Source organism: Eubacterium oxidoreducens, assembly GCF_900104415.1.
Lineage (GTDB): Bacteria > Bacillota > Clostridia > Lachnospirales > Lachnospiraceae > Eubacterium_C > Eubacterium_C oxidoreducens.
In genome coordinates this window covers 251,841-268,297 of record NZ_FMXR01000005.1, presented here as the reverse complement: position 1 = coordinate 268,297, position 16,457 = coordinate 251,841, and the positions used below count along the sequence as shown (strand labels likewise).

8 protein-coding genes are annotated in these 16,457 nt (G+C 40.7%); 2 read left to right on the top strand and 6 right to left on the bottom strand.

Annotated elements, in window-relative coordinates; all coding sequences use genetic code 11:
• Window positions 1–31 precede the first annotated feature (31 nt).
• The 4 genes from BLS20_RS02790 to BLS20_RS02775 form a co-directional block, all read right to left on the bottom strand.
• Window positions 32–1,444 carry a radical SAM/SPASM domain-containing protein gene (locus BLS20_RS02790; protein ID WP_090171959.1) on the bottom strand — a complete coding sequence of 471 codons (1,413 nt, stop codon included), beginning with the start codon at window positions 1,442–1,444 and terminating at the stop codon, window positions 32–34.
• 219 nt (window positions 1,445–1,663) lie between these two features.
• Window positions 1,664–4,126, bottom strand: a complete 2,463-nt coding sequence (locus BLS20_RS02785; protein WP_090171957.1) for a glycogen/starch/alpha-glucan phosphorylase — start codon at window positions 4,124–4,126, stop codon at window positions 1,664–1,666.
• Between the two features lie 4 nt (window positions 4,127–4,130).
• Window positions 4,131–7,289, bottom strand: a complete 3,159-nt coding sequence (ileS, locus tag BLS20_RS02780) for an isoleucine--tRNA ligase (protein WP_090172047.1) — start codon at window positions 7,287–7,289, stop codon at window positions 4,131–4,133.
• 368 nt (window positions 7,290–7,657) lie between these two features.
• Complete coding sequence (locus BLS20_RS02775; RefSeq protein WP_090171955.1) at window positions 7,658–8,332, bottom strand: DUF4190 domain-containing protein; 675 nt, start codon at window positions 8,330–8,332, stop codon at window positions 7,658–7,660.
• A gap of 409 nt (window positions 8,333–8,741) precedes the next feature.
• Here BLS20_RS02775 and BLS20_RS02770 point away from each other — a divergent pair, with 409 nt between their 5' ends.
• Both BLS20_RS02770 and BLS20_RS02765 read left to right on the top strand, forming a co-directional pair.
• Complete coding sequence (locus tag BLS20_RS02770) at window positions 8,742–8,990, top strand: hypothetical protein (protein WP_090171954.1); 249 nt, start codon at window positions 8,742–8,744, stop codon at window positions 8,988–8,990.
• Window positions 8,991–9,131: 141 nt separating this feature from the next.
• A complete protein-coding gene (locus tag BLS20_RS02765; RefSeq protein ID WP_090171952.1) occupies window positions 9,132–9,941 on the top strand; it encodes a DUF1015 family protein in 810 nt (269 codons plus the stop codon).
• Between the two features lie 75 nt (window positions 9,942–10,016).
• Here the strand turns inward: BLS20_RS02765 and BLS20_RS02760 are convergent, their stop codons facing one another.
• Window positions 10,017–11,594: a hypothetical protein gene (locus BLS20_RS02760; RefSeq protein WP_090171950.1), complete on the bottom strand. Its 1,578-nt coding sequence runs from the start codon at window positions 11,592–11,594 to the stop codon at window positions 10,017–10,019.
• 23 nt (window positions 11,595–11,617) lie between these two features.
• Entirely contained in the window at window positions 11,618–16,426 is a 4,809-nt protein-coding gene (locus BLS20_RS02755; RefSeq protein WP_090171948.1) for a hypothetical protein, read from the bottom strand.
• Window positions 16,427–16,457 lie beyond the last annotated feature (31 nt).

Sequence of the window (16,457 nt, the reverse complement as noted above, 5' to 3'; positions counted from 1 at the left end):
CATCTTCGGTGCGGTACTATTATGTTCTTATTTATTTTGATGGACCATACTTAGCTTCACGTGCTGCAAGCGCTTCTGCCTTCTCTGCCTGGCGCTCTTCCCACATACGATCTGCTGTCGGTTTCCATGTCTCAGCATACGGAATCGTCTTTGCAACCAAATCATCAACGGCTTCCGGTGAAGTAAAGTCTGTCGAATGAGCTCCACTTTCTTCTACCATTTTCTTGATGTATTCAGGATTCTCAAGCATCGGGCATGGACGGAATGGATTGTCATTAAACGGCATTGTATTATGATAAGCCATAAACAGTGGTGACTGCAGACATTCAAGTAATGACATATCATCAATATTCGCATTGGAATAATGGATAAATACACATGGCTCAACATCACCATTTGCATTGATATGTAAGTAGTTCTTACCACCTGCGATACATCCTCCAACCCACTCAGCGTCATTCTGGAAATCCATACAAAACAGTGGTTTACCACCTTCCATAGCACGGATCTCTCTGACACGATGAATCATATATTCTCTTTGCTCCGGTGTGAGCATCAAATCAACAGATGCGTCATTTCCTACCGGCATGTAATGGAAGAACCATGCCATAATACATCCCTTGTCAATCAACATATCAAGGAACTCATCTGATGTTACAACTTTATAGTTCTTGCTTGTATAACAGATTGATACGCCATATACAAGACCATATGACTTCATAAGATCCATTGCGTTCATAACCTTCTGGAACACACCATCTCCACGACGGTCATCATTTGTCTCTTCGTATCCTTCAACAGATAAAGCATAGGAAATATTTCCAAGTCTTACGGTATCTTTACAAAGCTGTTCATCAATCAAAGTACCGTTTGTAAAGATATGGAATGCACAATCATTGTGCTTTTCAGCTAATTTTACAATATCTGCCTTACGAGTCAAAGGTTCTCCACCTGTCATAATGAAGAAATGGATACCTAATTCTTTTGCCTGGCAGATAACATCATCAAGCTGCTCATATGTTCTTTGCATCTTGTGACCGTATTCTGCAGCCCAGCATCCTGTACACTTTAAGTTACAGGCACTTGTTGGATCCATCAAAATAATCCAAGGCACATTACACTGATACTTTTCTCTGTTCGCACGAACTTCCTTAAATCCTGTAAGTCCTGCTTCATAAGCAAGATTCAATACATGCATCTTAACTACATTCGGGTTGAGATTTTCAAATGCATTGTAAATTACCTTAGTCCACTTCTGCTCCGGATCAGACAACATATTAATTGCATTGTCCCAGAAAAATTCAGGGAATGAATCTCCTGTTGCCTTATGTGCCAAGTTCAGCAACTTGACCATATTCTTCTCTCGATCCTTATTGATGTACTTGTACACTGCGTTGAATGCAGTCTCAAATGCTTTTCTTCCTACAGCATGCTTTAATGCCATGGTTAACTCCTCCTTAATTACCTGCTTCTTTTCATATCATAAGCGTATTTTACGCAACCATTACGACATATTTTATCATATTTTTCATGTGATTTTCACCGTGATATTGAACAAAAAACCACATCTGTTTTTTCAACTCTTTTATGCTTTTTCAACATATCCAACAAAACTCTGGGATTATTTTCCCAGAGTCTCGTTTTTCAAATCGGTACTTTATTCTCATTTTATCTTAAGCACTTTGATTTTTTCCAGTTCCCAGATTTCTTTTGCATATTCTTCAATCGTTCGGTCCGAAGAAAACTTACCGACATGCGCCACATTTAATATTGCGCTTTCGGCCCAGCCCCTTTCATCCCGGTATGCCTTTTCTACTTCTTCTTGTGCTTTCGCATACGAACGAAAATCCTTCAATATGAAATAGGTATCGGCATACTGCGTACTTTGTGTATTTAACAAAGAATTGTATAGATCCCGGAAGATTTCTGTATCATTATCCGAATAATAACCGTTAATCAGCTGCATCAGCACCTGGCGGATTTCCTGATCGGTGTTAAATATCTCCATCGGATCGTAATCTCTTGCCTGTTCATGTGCAATTACTTCATCTGAACTCATACCAAAGATAAAGGCATTGTCTTCTCCAACCTCTTCTACAATTTCGACATTCGCTCCATCCATGGTTCCAATTGTCAATGCTCCATTTAGCATGAACTTCATATTGCCTGTACCGGACGCTTCCTTGCTGGCCGTTGAAATCTGCTCACTGACATCTGCCGCCGCGAATATCCACTCGGCATTTGACACCTTATAATCCTCAATAAACACAACCTTAATCTTGCCTTTTATGCTTGCATCCTGATTGATTACTTTCGCAACGTTATTAATCAGTTTGATTGTCAGCTTTGCAATCTTATACCCCGCTGCTGCTTTTGCACCAAAAATAAATGTTCTTGGATAAAAATCCATAGACGGATTTTCTTTGATCTTATTATACAGATACATCACATGCAAAATGTTTAACAGCTGTCTCTTATATTCATGTAGACGCTTAACCTGCACATCAAAGATTGAACGCGGATCAACTTCTACGCCATTATGCTCGAGAATATATTCCGAAAGCCGCAGTTTATTTTGATATTTAATGTTCATAAATTCATGCTGCGCTTTTTTGTCCTTTGCATAGATTGCAAGTTTCTCCATATGGCTAAGATTTGTAATCCAGTCATCACCGATTCGTTCTGTCACCCAACTTGCAAGAAGTGGATTGCCATGAAGTAAAAACCGGCGCTGCGTGATTCCATTTGTCTTATTATTAAATTTGTCCGGGAACATCTCATAGAATTCGTGAAGTTCCTGATTTTTTAGTATCTCTGTATGAAGACGCGCTACACCATTTACCGAATGACCTGCACAGATTGCAAGATTCGCCATCTTAACCTGGCCATCATAAATAATTGCCATCTTCTCAATCATTTTTGGATTATTCGGGAATTTCTTCTCAATATCCAAAATAAATCGCCGGTTAATTTCCTCTACGATTTGATAAACACGCGGAAGCAGACGCGAGAATATCTCAATCGGCCACTTCTCCAGTGCTTCCGCCATGATGGTATGATTGGTATAAGCACAGGTCTTTGTCGTTACGTTCCAGGCTTCATCCCAGGAGAGACCTTCTTCGTCCACCAGGATACGCATCAGCTCTGCTACTGCTACCGTCGGATGCGTATCATTTAGCTGAAATGCTGCTTTTTCATAAAACCTACGAAGATCCGGATGTGTTTTTTTGTATCGGGCAATCGCTCTTTGCACGCTTGCAGACACAAAAAAGTACTGTTGTTTTAAACGAAGTTCCTTACCTTGGATATGATTGTCATTCGGATAGAGAACATCAACCAAATTGCGGGCAAGGTTCTCTTGCTCCACAGCCTTTTTGTAATCACCTTTATCAAACGAATCCAGCTGGAATACTTCAATCGGCTCTGCATCCCAGATTGTCAGCGCATTAACCATCCCATTGTTATATCCTACAATCGGCATATCATAAGGCACTGCCGTAACAGCCTGATATCCTTCCTGCACAAAGCGCACATTGCCATGTCCGTCATCTATCGTCTTTACGTAACCGCCAAATCGAACTTCCTTCGCATATTCTCGCCGGCAAAGTTCAAACGGATAGCCGTTCTTTAGCCAATTATCCGGAACCTCATTTTGATATCCGTCCTGAATCTGTTGTTTAAACATTCCATAGCGATAACGAATACCGCATCCATACGCCGGATAACCAAGTGTTGCAAGCGAATCCAAAAAACATGCTGCGAGACGGCCAAGTCCGCCGTTGCCAAGAGCCGGGTCGGGTTCTTCATCTTCCACGCTTACCAAATCAAAATCCAACTCTTCAAGCGCTTCTTTTACTTCCTTATACGCCGTCAGATTTAATAAATTATTGCCAAGTGCACGGCCCATCAAAAATTCCATGGACATATAATAGACGATTTTCGGATCTTTTTTTCTAACTTCCTCTTGCGTCGCCATCCAGTGATCAATGATTACATCTTTTACGCAATATGCAACGGCCTGGTAAACTTCCTGACGCGTTGCTTCATCTAGATTCTTACGATACAAAATCTTAAGTGCGTCTTTTACGTCCGTCTTGAACTTTTCTTTTTCAAATGGGCTTTTCATGGCATTACTTCCTTTCTACTGAGAGCGTTACTTTTTCTCCGTTAATGTTCCATTCTTTCTCATGCTCTAAGGATACACCATTTTCGATGCTCTCGGCTAGTACATCTGTCTTAATTACCTCAGCATTTGCCAAAATAATATCTGCCGACTTTTCATCCGCAATAAATCCAATCTTGATATGATCCATTACTTCAAAACCGGAATCCTTACGCATGTTCTGAATCTTGGAAATAACCTCGCGAACGAATCCTTCTTCTAACAGTTCTTTGGTAAGCTCTGTTTTAAGAACAACCGTAATCTCATTATCTCCTTCTGTCTTGTAACCTTCTTGCTGTGTCATGGTAATGAGAAGATCTTCCTCGGCAAGTTCTACGCCGTCTCCAATCTCAGGGAATTTTACTGCACCTTCACTCTTCAGCTGAGCCATCGCTGCATTACCATCCACCTGTGCCAAAGCCTTTTGAATCTGTCCTAAGAACTTACCATACTTTGGTCCAACCGTACGAAGCTGTGGCTTAAATGTATAATCGGTAAATGCTGAGACATCGTCTAAGAATTCAACCTTCTTTACATTCAGCTCTTCTTCAATAATCTGAACAAAATATTCCGGCAGTTCAAACAAAGCCTTTACATACATCTCTCCGATTGGCTGACGATTCTTGATATTGGCACCATTTCTTGCTGCACGACCCATAACCACGATTCTAAGTACTTCATCCATATTCTGCTCAAGTCCTGCATCAATGACAGCTTCATCCGCAACCGGATAATCACAAAGATGAATACTTTCCGGTGCACTCTTATCAAGGCTTCGAACCAGGTTTTGATAAATGTCTTCTGTCATAAATGGAATCATTGGAGCTGCCAGCTTTGAAACGGTTACAAGCGCTGTATAAAGCGTCATATAGGCATTAATCTTATCCTGCTCCATGCCCTTTGCCCAGAATCTCTCACGGCTTCGGCGTACATACCAGTTACTCATCTCATCTACAAAGGTATCAAGCGCTCTTGCTGCTTCCGGAATTCTGTAGTTTCCAAGGTTTTGATCCACTTCTTTAATCAAAGTATTAAGCTTAGACAAAAGCCATTTATCCATTACTGATAGTTTACCATATTCTAGAGCATATTTGCTCGCATCAAATTGATCAATATTGGCATAAAGTACAAAGAATGCATAAGTATTCCATAAGGTACCCATGAATTTTCTCTGACCTTCCTGCACTGCCTTACCATGAAAACGGTTCGGGAGCCATGGTGCAGAATTAATATAAAAATACCAACGAATGGCATCCGCTCCATATTCTTTGAGCGCATCAAACGGATCTACGGCATTTCCCTTTGACTTCGACATCTTTTGTCCATTCTCATCTTGCACATGACCAAGTACAATAACATTCTCATATGGTGCTTTGTTAAACAAAAGTGTAGATTCTGCCATCAGAGAATAGAACCATCCACGTGTCTGGTCAACCGCTTCCGAAATAAACTTAGCCGGGAACTGCTGCTCAAACTTTTCTTTATTTTCAAATGGATAATGATGCTGCGCAAACGGCATTGCTCCGGAATCAAACCAACAGTCAATTACTTCCGGTACGCGGTGCATAGCCTTACCGCACTTTGGACACGGAATCTCAATCTGATCGATATATGGTCTGTGAAATTCTACACTCTTAGCTCTTTCATCTTTCGATTTTTCAAATAATTCTTCACGGCTTCCAATCGATTCCATATGACCGCACTCACATTCCCAGATGTTAAGAGGAGTTCCCCAATAACGGTTACGTGACACGCCCCAATCCTGAATATTCTCAAGCCAGTCACCAAAACGACCTTTACCAATGGATTCCGGAATCCAGTTTACAGTATTGTTGTTGGCTACAAGCTGTTCTTTTACCTGTGTCATCTTAATGAACCAGGATTCTCTTGCATAATAAATCAGTGGGCTTTCACATCTCCAGCAATGTGGATAGCTATGCTCAAATTTCGGTGCTGAGAATAATAATCCAGCTTCTTCTAAGTCTTTGAGCACCATCTTATCGGCATCTTTACAAAAGACACCTGCATAAGACGTCTCTTTTGTCATCTCACCTTTTCCGTTTACAAGTTGCACAAACGGAAGGTCATAGCGGCGTCCCACCTGCGCATCGTCTTCACCAAAAGCCGGTGCAATATGAACCACGCCGGTACCATCCCCCATTGTGACATAGTCCGCGTAGGTAACATAATATGCCTTCTTATGCTGTTTTTCGATGATTTCATCTGCAAAAGGAAAGAGAGGCTCATATTCTTTTCCTTCCAATTCCTTGCCGATATAACGCTCTAAGATTTCATAAGCTTTCACGCCTTCTTCTTCATTTGCAAGAGAACCGAGTACATTGTCAAGAAGCGCCTCTGCCATGTAATAGGTATAACCATCTGCTGCCTTTACTTTTACATAGCTCTCATCCGGATTTACACAAAGTGCCACATTCGACGGAAGCGTCCAAGGTGTTGTTGTCCATGCAAGAATATAGGCTTCTTCCCCTTTGACTTTAAATCTTGCAATTGCAGAACGTTCCTTTACATCTTTATATCCTTGTGCAACTTCATGTGAGGAAAGCGGTGTTCCACAACGTGGGCAGTAAGGCACAATCTTAAATCCTTTATATAAAAGACCCTTATCCCAAATATTCTTAAGTGCCCACCACTCAGATTCAATAAAGTTATCATCATAAGTTACATATGGGTCATCCATATCTGCCCAAAATCCTACCGTGTGAGAAAAATCTTCCCACATGCCTTTGTATTTCCAGACACTTTCCTTACACTTGGTAATAAATGGATCTAAGCCATATTCTTCAATCTGCTCTTTCCCATCAAGTCCTAAAAGTTTTTCCACTTCCAGTTCTACCGGGAGTCCATGTGTATCCCATCCAGCCTTACGTGGTACATACTTTCCTTTCATAGTCTGGTATCTTGGAATCATATCCTTAATAACACGGGTCAGTACATGTCCGATATGTGGCTTACCATTCGCTGTTGGCGGTCCATCATAGAACGTATAAGTCTCCCCTTGTTTTCTTTGTTCCATACTTTTTTCAAAGATCTGATTGTCTTCCCAGAATTTTTCTGTTGCCTTCTCGCGGTCAACAAAATTCATATCTGCCGATACCTTGTTATACATGCTCTTTCTTTCCTTTCTTTGTTCCATTCCTCGAATTTCGAGATAAAAAAATGCTTGCATCCTTGTAAAAAGGATGCAAGCATAACTTACACTACCACCTGTTTACATTGTACTTAGAGCCCTTAAGCATCTGCATACACGTCATCCTTAACGCGGATGAAATCGGCGAGGCTTACTATATGTTCAGCCCGCGACTCAGAAGTGATCTTCAGATAAATGCTACTTGTACCGGCTCACACCACCCGCCGACTCTCTGATAGCTTCACGCTTACCTTACTGTCTTCGTCATCGTCTTTTCAATATCGGTAAGAATATACCAAATGCTCTCAATCTTGTCAAGATACTTCTTTTGCCATGTCGTATCCTAATTAATCAAAGTAAACGGTATAGGCTTCTCCATTACTGTTAAATTCGTAATTAACGGTATTCCCGTCATATTCTTCGATATCATCATATCCCGGCATCTCATCGATATTTCCACCATTATTATAGTAGTTATAAAGATCATCAAAATCCTCAAAGCCACCCTCATTTATAACTGACATAAAGCTGGCTCCAATCACCAGGCAAACAACCAAAAATAATGCAATCGAAACAATTCCTGTCACAATACCAGCAATCGCCATTCCTTTCTTGTTGCATTTATGAAGTGCGACTGCACCAAATACAATTGCCAAAATTGCAAGGATGATATTAAATCCCACACAGAATATCACAAGCGAAATGATTCCCAGTACCAAGGATGCTACTGCAAATCCGTTACCATTTTTATTCTCTTCATAATCCTGCGAATAATTGTTATTTTGAGCATTCTGTTGCGAAAACGTAGAAGCTTTATTGATATTAGGATTGTTATATACTTTTCCATCATATCCTTGACTGTGTGTAGTTTCTTCTTTTCTAATATATTCTTCCGAACCCTGTGCCCAATCAGTAGAAGTCTTTTGCTCATCTACTGTGGCATTAAGATTTGTCGGATTCCCGTATGGATGTTGCTGCTGGTTTTCACCTGTTCCATTGCTATGATTTTGTTCTTGATCCATCACTGTGCCCCTCCTATTTTTTTGTTTGATTTTATCATATTCAACTAACAAAAACAAACATTTTCCAATCCACAAAAAAGAGGAAGCCGGCAGCTTATGATGCCACCGGCCTTCATATGAAAAAGTTTTGTGTGTGAAAAAGCAAGTCTTGCAGATTCTTATAAAGTATCGTAACGAAGCCCTAACATCATCCCTTCGCTCTCGCTTATATAGCAAAAACCGCGAGAATAGTAGAGCTTAATTACTATCTTTCGGACAATTATATTGTATGCATGAATTATGACTGTGATATGTTTCATTTGTTAGAATTCTGTAAACAATTTATGAATACCTTTCTATCTTGACGAAAGCGTTCTTTCTATATATTATGTAACCGAACTATCATGAAACAAATCGCGAGGTGATAAATATGAAAAAAGCAAGGCAGATCTGTGCTTTGATCGGTGTCATTTTATTGGTTGCCCTATATGCTTCCACACTGGTCTTCGCCCTAATAGATTCTCCTAATTCCTTTGCTATGCTTAAGATTTCTATCTATGCAACCGTCATCATCCCGGTGCTCATCTGGGCAATGGGCATGATTGCCCGCCTGCTTAAGAAGAATTATTCTTCTTTCGAGGAAGATCCTTCTTTCGAGGAAAAAAAGGAAAATGAATAATTTTCTTGCCTGTTAGGTAGATTATTCCATTTCCGCATAACAAATCAAAATTATCGAATATCTGCATACAATTGCAAAAGGGTATAATAGCCATAGGTGGGTTTAAACATAAATATATTTAATAAATGGAGGAAGTTTAAAATGGCAAACATGATACCTTTTTCTGCAATTCGTCCGGCAAAGGATGATGTAGAAATCGCAGCAACTTGGGGTGCTTCAGAAGTTGAAGTAAAATTAAAAGAAGGCAAATTAAAACAGGTCGATGATCCTGCATACTATGTATATCGCATGGTTGCAAAATACAAAACATACGTTGCTGTTATTGCAGCTGCTGATGTAAAAGAATATGTTTCTCACGTTATCAAAGGACATCAGGATTCTGATCAGTCTGCTTGCGCTAAGCTTACAGCTGAAATCAAGGATACTAAGGTTCAGACTGTTCCAGCTATCATCGCTTACAAAGATCAGGATTATATTAAGACAATGGAGAACAAATACCAGCTTGACAAAGAGCCTTTGTATGACTTCACTGTAAATGGTGTACAGCACACTGTTTATGAAGTAGATAACAGTGCACAGCGTGCTAATTACGAAGATGCTTTTGCAGGCACAACGGATTATACAATTGTTGGAAACGAAGAGGCTGCTTCTGCTGCAGCTGAAGCAGGATGTGACAAATTCCTTGCAATGCTGATTCCTTACGGACAGATTGAAGAAGGCGATATGCCTCCTTATTTCGATGGTTTATTCCGTATGTTCACAGATGAACGTGCTGCTAAAAAGTGGGATCGTTTCTCATCACGTGATGGTTTTGTAGACTGCGAATTAGAAGAAAATGTTGCTATGATGACTCTTGACAATGTAAAAGAATTCGGTATGATTCCTCCTTCAAACGGAGTAAAGGATTCTACTGTAATCGTTTATAAAGATTCTGAATTACCAACAAAATAAAATTGATAACGATAGCCCTGAAAAACAGCTTTTTGTTTTTCAGGGCTTTTTCATTTCTCTTGTATCTTTACACCTTTATCTACTTCTTATTCTCCTTACAACAACAGCACCTGCAACCAAAAATGCAGCTACCAAAATTGTCACGAGCACAATCACAAATCTATTACCGATTGCAAAAACACTAGCATAATAGGACTCATTCTTCTCACTGTTCTTTGTCGACGAAAAACTTCCGGAATTAGTAAAGAAATACTCCTCTACTTCCTGTTTCGTTACATTTTTCAACTTCGGATCATCACCTCCGGTTCGAATTCCTACCTTTGATCCATCCATAAGACCTCCGGAATAGACGGTTGCATTCTCTTTGGCATCCTCTAGATACAAATCATCCGCTCTGCCATGGCTTGCGGTATTGTCACACACTTCCATCACGCCTTGGATTGAGATTCTATATTTGCCATCTACATAGATGCCGCCTCCATCCTTTCCAGCGGAATTGTTTTTTATAATGCAATCAAGCAACGAAACATAATCATCGTAGACATAGATTGCTCCACCTGAATCCTTTGCATAGTTGGACTTAAATTGACAATTTCGTATCACAGTTCCTTCCTCACCGTCAATATAAATGCCTCCTCCGTCATCGCCCGATGAATTTCCCAAAAACTCACATTCGCTCATCTCAAGCTTTCCTGCATCCATATAGATAGCTCCGCCTGAATCCCTACAATAATTGTTTTGGAAGACACAGTTTGTAACCGTAAGATTTACGTTACCTTCATCCGAAAAGATGGCTCCTCCATAATCCTCGCTCTCGTTTCCGATAAAAGTAGTTTTTGTAATGGTTGCCGTGCCACCGTCACAATAGATTGCTCCGCCATTGGTATTACTCTTGGCATCCCTGGTCTTATTGGCAAACACGGTAGAATTATTCATGACAAGCTTAGACTTTTTACCCTCCAGCTTTATCGCACCGCCGTGATCATTTGTCTGATTCCCACAGATATTACAGCCTTCTACTATCAAAGTGGCTTTGTTCTTAATATGAATACCACCTGCACCGTCCTCACTTGCACCTCCCATTATCGCGCCGCCTTTCACATCGTAGCCATAAAGCGTCTGCTGTCTGTTTGGATTGGAGTCTTTTATCGTAAGAACGGCTCCTGATGACACGTTAATTACTTCCCCGTCATCCGTCTGGTCATTGCCTCTTTGCCGGTTTATATTATGACCATTTAAGTCTATTGTAATACTCTTGTCATGCGGAACCCAAATGAATCCATCGTCAAAGCAATCCACTTTACTTTTGGAGTCATCAAGACCCGGTACATCTTTTCTCTTAACATCGACACCAAGATCATACTTGGAGTGGCTATAATTACTGCCATTCATCGAATGCTTTCCCTTTGATGTCCATGATTCCCAATCAGACAGCAGCTTAAATACCGTAGTAGTGTTTTTATTGCTTGATGACTTATAGCAGGTATAGGCCCATCCCTGATTAAATGTATCAAATCCTACCGTCTGTCCATCGGATGTCGTCACCTCGCACACAGCTGCAAAAGCGCAGGCGGGAGCTGCAAATGAAAAAGCACAGCCTATGCCAAATATAAAGCCTATGATAAAGATTATTTTATTTAATGTCTTTCCCATATCTTATGCTCTCCCTCCGATTCTTATCTTACTTTAACATCGTACCTTAACGTATTTCTTCCATAGTCTGTTATGTCATACCTTGCAGCAGACTTTACCGTGTTATCATATCTTGCGGCAAAGAGCCAAAGACGCGTATCTATAAGTTTTTTGCCGTCCAATGCCGTAGCTGAGTCATTAAGATTCGCTCTCGCTCCCTCATCCGTAAGAATGTACTCATATCGCACCTTTCCCGCCTTTGAAGGGATCGAATCGGCCTTCGATAACGCCAAAGCACAAAGCGGCGAGCTCGTTTGTGAAGTCTCATCTATCGTCGTATACATATAGATTTCCTTACCATCCGTTCCTTCATTTAATGATATCTCAGATACCGGATAGTATTCACAGCCGTTCTTAACAAATCCATCCTCATCATACGGCTTACCTACCGTTAACAAAATATCTTTTGTTGCGAGCATAAGGTTCTCTTCTAGTTCTTCTTCGTCACACGTTTTTTCGCTCACCAAATCATAGCCGATGCATACATATGTTTTTGTAGTCTTTGACCGATTGGCACATTTATGTCCTATCAGCTCCATATTAGTGTTGTAACTGTATACAAAAGAGGCTCCCTGGCGAAATGCATCCGATGCCGCGGCATTATAGCTTGAACCTGTTCCTACATAGAAATCCGTTATAAATGAATCCTCCAAATCGATGGACAGCTTGCCATACAGGTTGTTTTGCGGCTTCACTTCAAGACTGGCTGCATCCTGTTTTATCTCAGCCTTTTTCAAAATCTTCTCATACGGCTCAAGGTCATCATCATCATCCACTGCTGCAAGGCGTTCTTGCAGGTCACTTGGATCTGCCTTTTCTGCCGTCAAAACTGCACTGCTGTCGCCAACTACTGATTTTTCGGTAAATTCAAGATTCGTAATCGGAACTCCCGGTGTGGCGTTTGCAGATTTCGTATAATAATAGCAGTAATCTCCAACCTTATCTCCTGCCTTTGTGTACTTCACGCCTCCGACACTTATCTTATTTGGTGCCTCTTTCCCTGCTACATAGTATCTGATAATTCCCGTTATCGCCTCACTCGCATCATCTGTTCTTGATACCCCGACATAAGAGAATTTGCATGCTATATCAGGCAAAGAATCTTTCATAGCAGAATAACTAAATGAATATAGATATCTTTCCCTTAGTTCATCGTATTTTGCCACAATGCCGGTTCCTTTTTTCAAAACCTTATTGTTGTGTTTTAGATAATTGTACCAGGCATACTTAGGCGTAACCGCAATATTTGTCGAAAGCACTTCTCCTCCATATGCCGCAGCCCGAAGCATCGTAGAATCATCCGCGCCTTTGTATGCAAGTATTTTCGCAACACCCGTAGCTCCACTTGGCATAGAAAAACTTGAAACGTTAATTTTGCTTATATATTTGCCCTTCGTTACTGCCTGCCTTTTCAAATAGAAATGAATTTCATAATCTGCCACTGCCAGATCGTAATTGTATGTGGAATACTTATCTGTCATATAAGCAATTGGAAGCATACCGGAAGGAGCAGTGGTATTCTTGGTTATGTTAAAGTCCGATGCTTTTATGGCAGGGTGGTCTTCATCCACGCCAAGCGTATACAATCCTCTAGCCGCAAATCCAAAATATCTGTCCAGATTCACCTTTTGCCAGCTCTCATAATTTTCCGACATTTCATAAGGATAATCGTAATTTGGATAAAGTCTTAAAAGTTCTTCCGAAAATCCGCTATAAGCCTTTGATTTGGCAAGTCCCTGGTATCCGTCTATCAAATTACTGCATTCAAAGATATATACATCCGACGCCAGATATGCGCCATCCTCAGATCCTGCTGTATATGGAACACTATTTGCATAGGCCGAGCCCTTGAAATATCTGATATCGCTTATGGCTCGATACGGATTGTAGGTCGTAGCATAACAAAAATATCCATAGAACGAATGCCAGTTCTTATAATCATGGTTTCGAAGCACATTGATATTTACTACTTCATATCCAAGTTTCTTAGCCTTTTCTCTTACAACGTTTCCGCTCATACCTCCTACAACCGTTGTGACGCCCGCCAGATACTTCGTGTCAGAGGTAATATAGGTTACGCCTTCTTTTTCTTCCACCTCAGTTCCCTCCGGCACATATGCCACGGACGGCTGGAAATAGACAAAACGCATATTCTTATCTGTTTTTGAGTCAAACTGCGTATTAAAATTATAAGGTGCAGATCCACTTCCCAAGATAATCGGCTCATATCCTGCCGGCGCCTTATAAGGACCATCTGTAACAACAAAATCTGCAAGTATCGGTGCACCCGGAGCAGATATATAGGTATCCGAGTCACTTTCATTTGATGCTACCGCACTTTGATACAAGGATATGCCTGTACCGGTCGTGCCCACATAGCCATAACTGATATTTCCTCTCGTATATCCTCCCGATGCTGCATTTGCTACCTGTGTTACGTCTACCCTGATATCTCTTAGGGCATCTTCTACATTATCGGTTGTCGCATATCCAAGATAAGTATAATAGCCATTGTCCGGTGTCAGATTATAGTCGATAAACTCGTAATCTCCCTGCTTCATCTTAATCTCGGCTTTCGCCTTATTTTCCTTCTTCTCAGATACGATAACAAGGTCGGATACGTATTTGCCATCTGTCCCAAACATCGCACAATCCGGCTCTTCAATCGTCTTCTCGGTCTTGTAATAGAGATATATTCCATTTACAGTATCATGATACTGGTTCGAATTAAGATTTACCGGATTGCTGCTTCCAATCTCGCTAAATGCTTCATAACCACTGATTTTCCTTTTGTATTCCCCTTTCTTTACTAAAAAGATATCCTCTACATCCTCCGCACAAATCGGGCTTCCAACATCCGGATCTTTTGTGACATAAAGTCCGTTCCACTTCTTGCCCTGCCCTGCATTAAAGTCATTGTAGAGCTTCGAATTCGCTTTCTTTGCTTTTTTAATTGTATCCGCTGAATCCGTCAAATAATACTCAATCCAATTCTCAGATGAGTCGTAACTATCATGCACATTATAGGTTGACGTATATAAGGTATATTTTGTTTGCTTTTTGCCATCTTCTCCCTTATATGTAGCGACATCATAAAGGAAGTGTGGCACCGTAGACATATCCGGATTGTATTTATCTATATAGCCTTTAATCTTCACCGCAACATACCAGACCACCATAACGACTACATAAACTACCAGTGTGATAAGATTATATCCCAATGCTTTAACGGTCCATCCAAGTGCACTAAATATCATTCCTACAGAAGTCGCCAGAAATCTTTTTAAGACCTCTTTACCAACGAAATAGACAATTGCTTTGACCGCTAGTGCTCCCATAAAATAAGCTCCCATCGAGATACTTATAACTGCACTGCTCCATTTCAATACTTCTTCCCAAAGCTCCATATCCTTATCAAACTGCGTCAGCGCATAATACTCGTTTTTTGCAGAGGCCGCTCTTTTTGCCGCATCACTCATAGCAACCTCTGATTTATAGAGGGTATCATTATCTCCTGCATAAACCGGCACCGTACCATCTTTCGTCGCATCTAGACCTACCGCTTTTATTTTTTCTTGTGCTGCACGAAATCTTTCATCACAATAACCGAGCGAATCTGATGATGCATCCATATCATTAACAGCCTCAAGAATCCCTGAATATTTCATCATAAGAAGTTGCCCCGCACTAAGTGCCATCATGAGCGCATACCCCTGTCTGATATCTGACTTTGCACTAAGCGAAGAGGAACCAAGTGCCAGAAGATAATCTCCCACGCCTGTTTCATCCGCCATCGTATATTCGTTCAATCTGTTATAAGCCTGCACATAAAGAGCTTCATATGGATAATCTTTAATAAAATCCTCATCTAATACGCTTCCCTTATCATAATAGGTCTTAAGCGCCGATTCTAATTCATTAGAAAATGATTGCAACGGCTCTTTTAATGTTCTTACATCATCACTATAATACGAATCCAATGTGATATAATCGCTTTTTTTCAATCCCTCAAGATTGCTAGAAGCATCCGCAATCCTCTTGGCAAGATTTCCGGAATATCCGGTCACATCGCTTTGTGATACGCCAAGAGTAAGTCCCGACATAATAGATGTTATCACAGAAGGATTGCTTCTTTTTAAAAGCTTTGTTACCGCACTTACATCTGCACCTTCTCCAATCAAAAAATCGCCAAGTCCCTTATCTCTCAGATATGGTATATAGTATAGATTCAGATACTCTTGAGCCTTTGAAGCACAAATATCTCCTTGTGCTTTGTTTTTTATAACCTCACAAGCTGCTGAAACTATATCTTCCGCCAGGTAAGCCATGGACGGACTCATACTCTCCTCTACGCTCTCATAGTCGAATGAAGTATAGCCCGTATCCATCTCAACCATCTTCATACTCGTTATCGCTTCATCCCTGTTTTTAGTGGTTTTATAACCCAGATATACATATGCCCCGTCTCCGGCATCCGAAACCCAATCTTCTACCACATTCTTTCCTGTGCCCTGATTCAGGTCAGAATTTACAAGTGTATATCCGGCGTCCTCGCAAGCCTGCTTGGCCTTTTTGCTGTCATTGGAATCAAAAAGACGCACATCACTTACATAAACCAAATCCTTATCCGAATCTTCAGATGATGTCTCTTCCTCCACCTCATCGGCATAAACCGTTTCGGTAAATCCCGGCATCAAATTCGCATATATGCCTGCAGGCTGTCCAAAGAGTATCACTCCCATAAGAACTGCTGCCACTGTTATCGATAATTTACGAAATCTTTGTTTTTTCATACTCTCACCTTTAGAAATGTACAAAAGTCTC

Coding starts and splice junctions, on each gene's coding strand:
- BLS20_RS02785 (WP_090171957.1), bottom strand. CDS start 4,126: ATGAAAAGCCCATTTGAAAAAGAAAAGTTCAAGACGGACGTAAAAGAC.
- BLS20_RS02755 (WP_090171948.1), bottom strand. CDS start 16,426: ATGAAAAAACAAAGATTTCGTAAATTATCGATAACAGTGGCAGCAGTT.
- BLS20_RS02770 (WP_090171954.1), top strand. CDS start 8,742: ATGAAAAAAGCAAGGCAGATCTGTGCTTTGATCGGTGTCATTTTATTG.
- ileS (WP_090172047.1), bottom strand. CDS start 7,289: ATGTATAACAAGGTATCGGCAGATATGAATTTTGTTGACCGCGAGAAG.
- BLS20_RS02790 (WP_090171959.1), bottom strand. CDS start 1,444: ATGGCATTAAAGCATGCTGTAGGAAGAAAAGCATTTGAGACTGCATTC.
- BLS20_RS02760 (WP_090171950.1), bottom strand. CDS start 11,594: ATGGGAAAGACATTAAATAAAATAATCTTTATCATAGGCTTTATATTT.
- BLS20_RS02765 (WP_090171952.1), top strand. CDS start 9,132: ATGGCAAACATGATACCTTTTTCTGCAATTCGTCCGGCAAAGGATGAT.
- BLS20_RS02775 (WP_090171955.1), bottom strand. CDS start 8,332: ATGGATCAAGAACAAAATCATAGCAATGGAACAGGTGAAAACCAGCAG.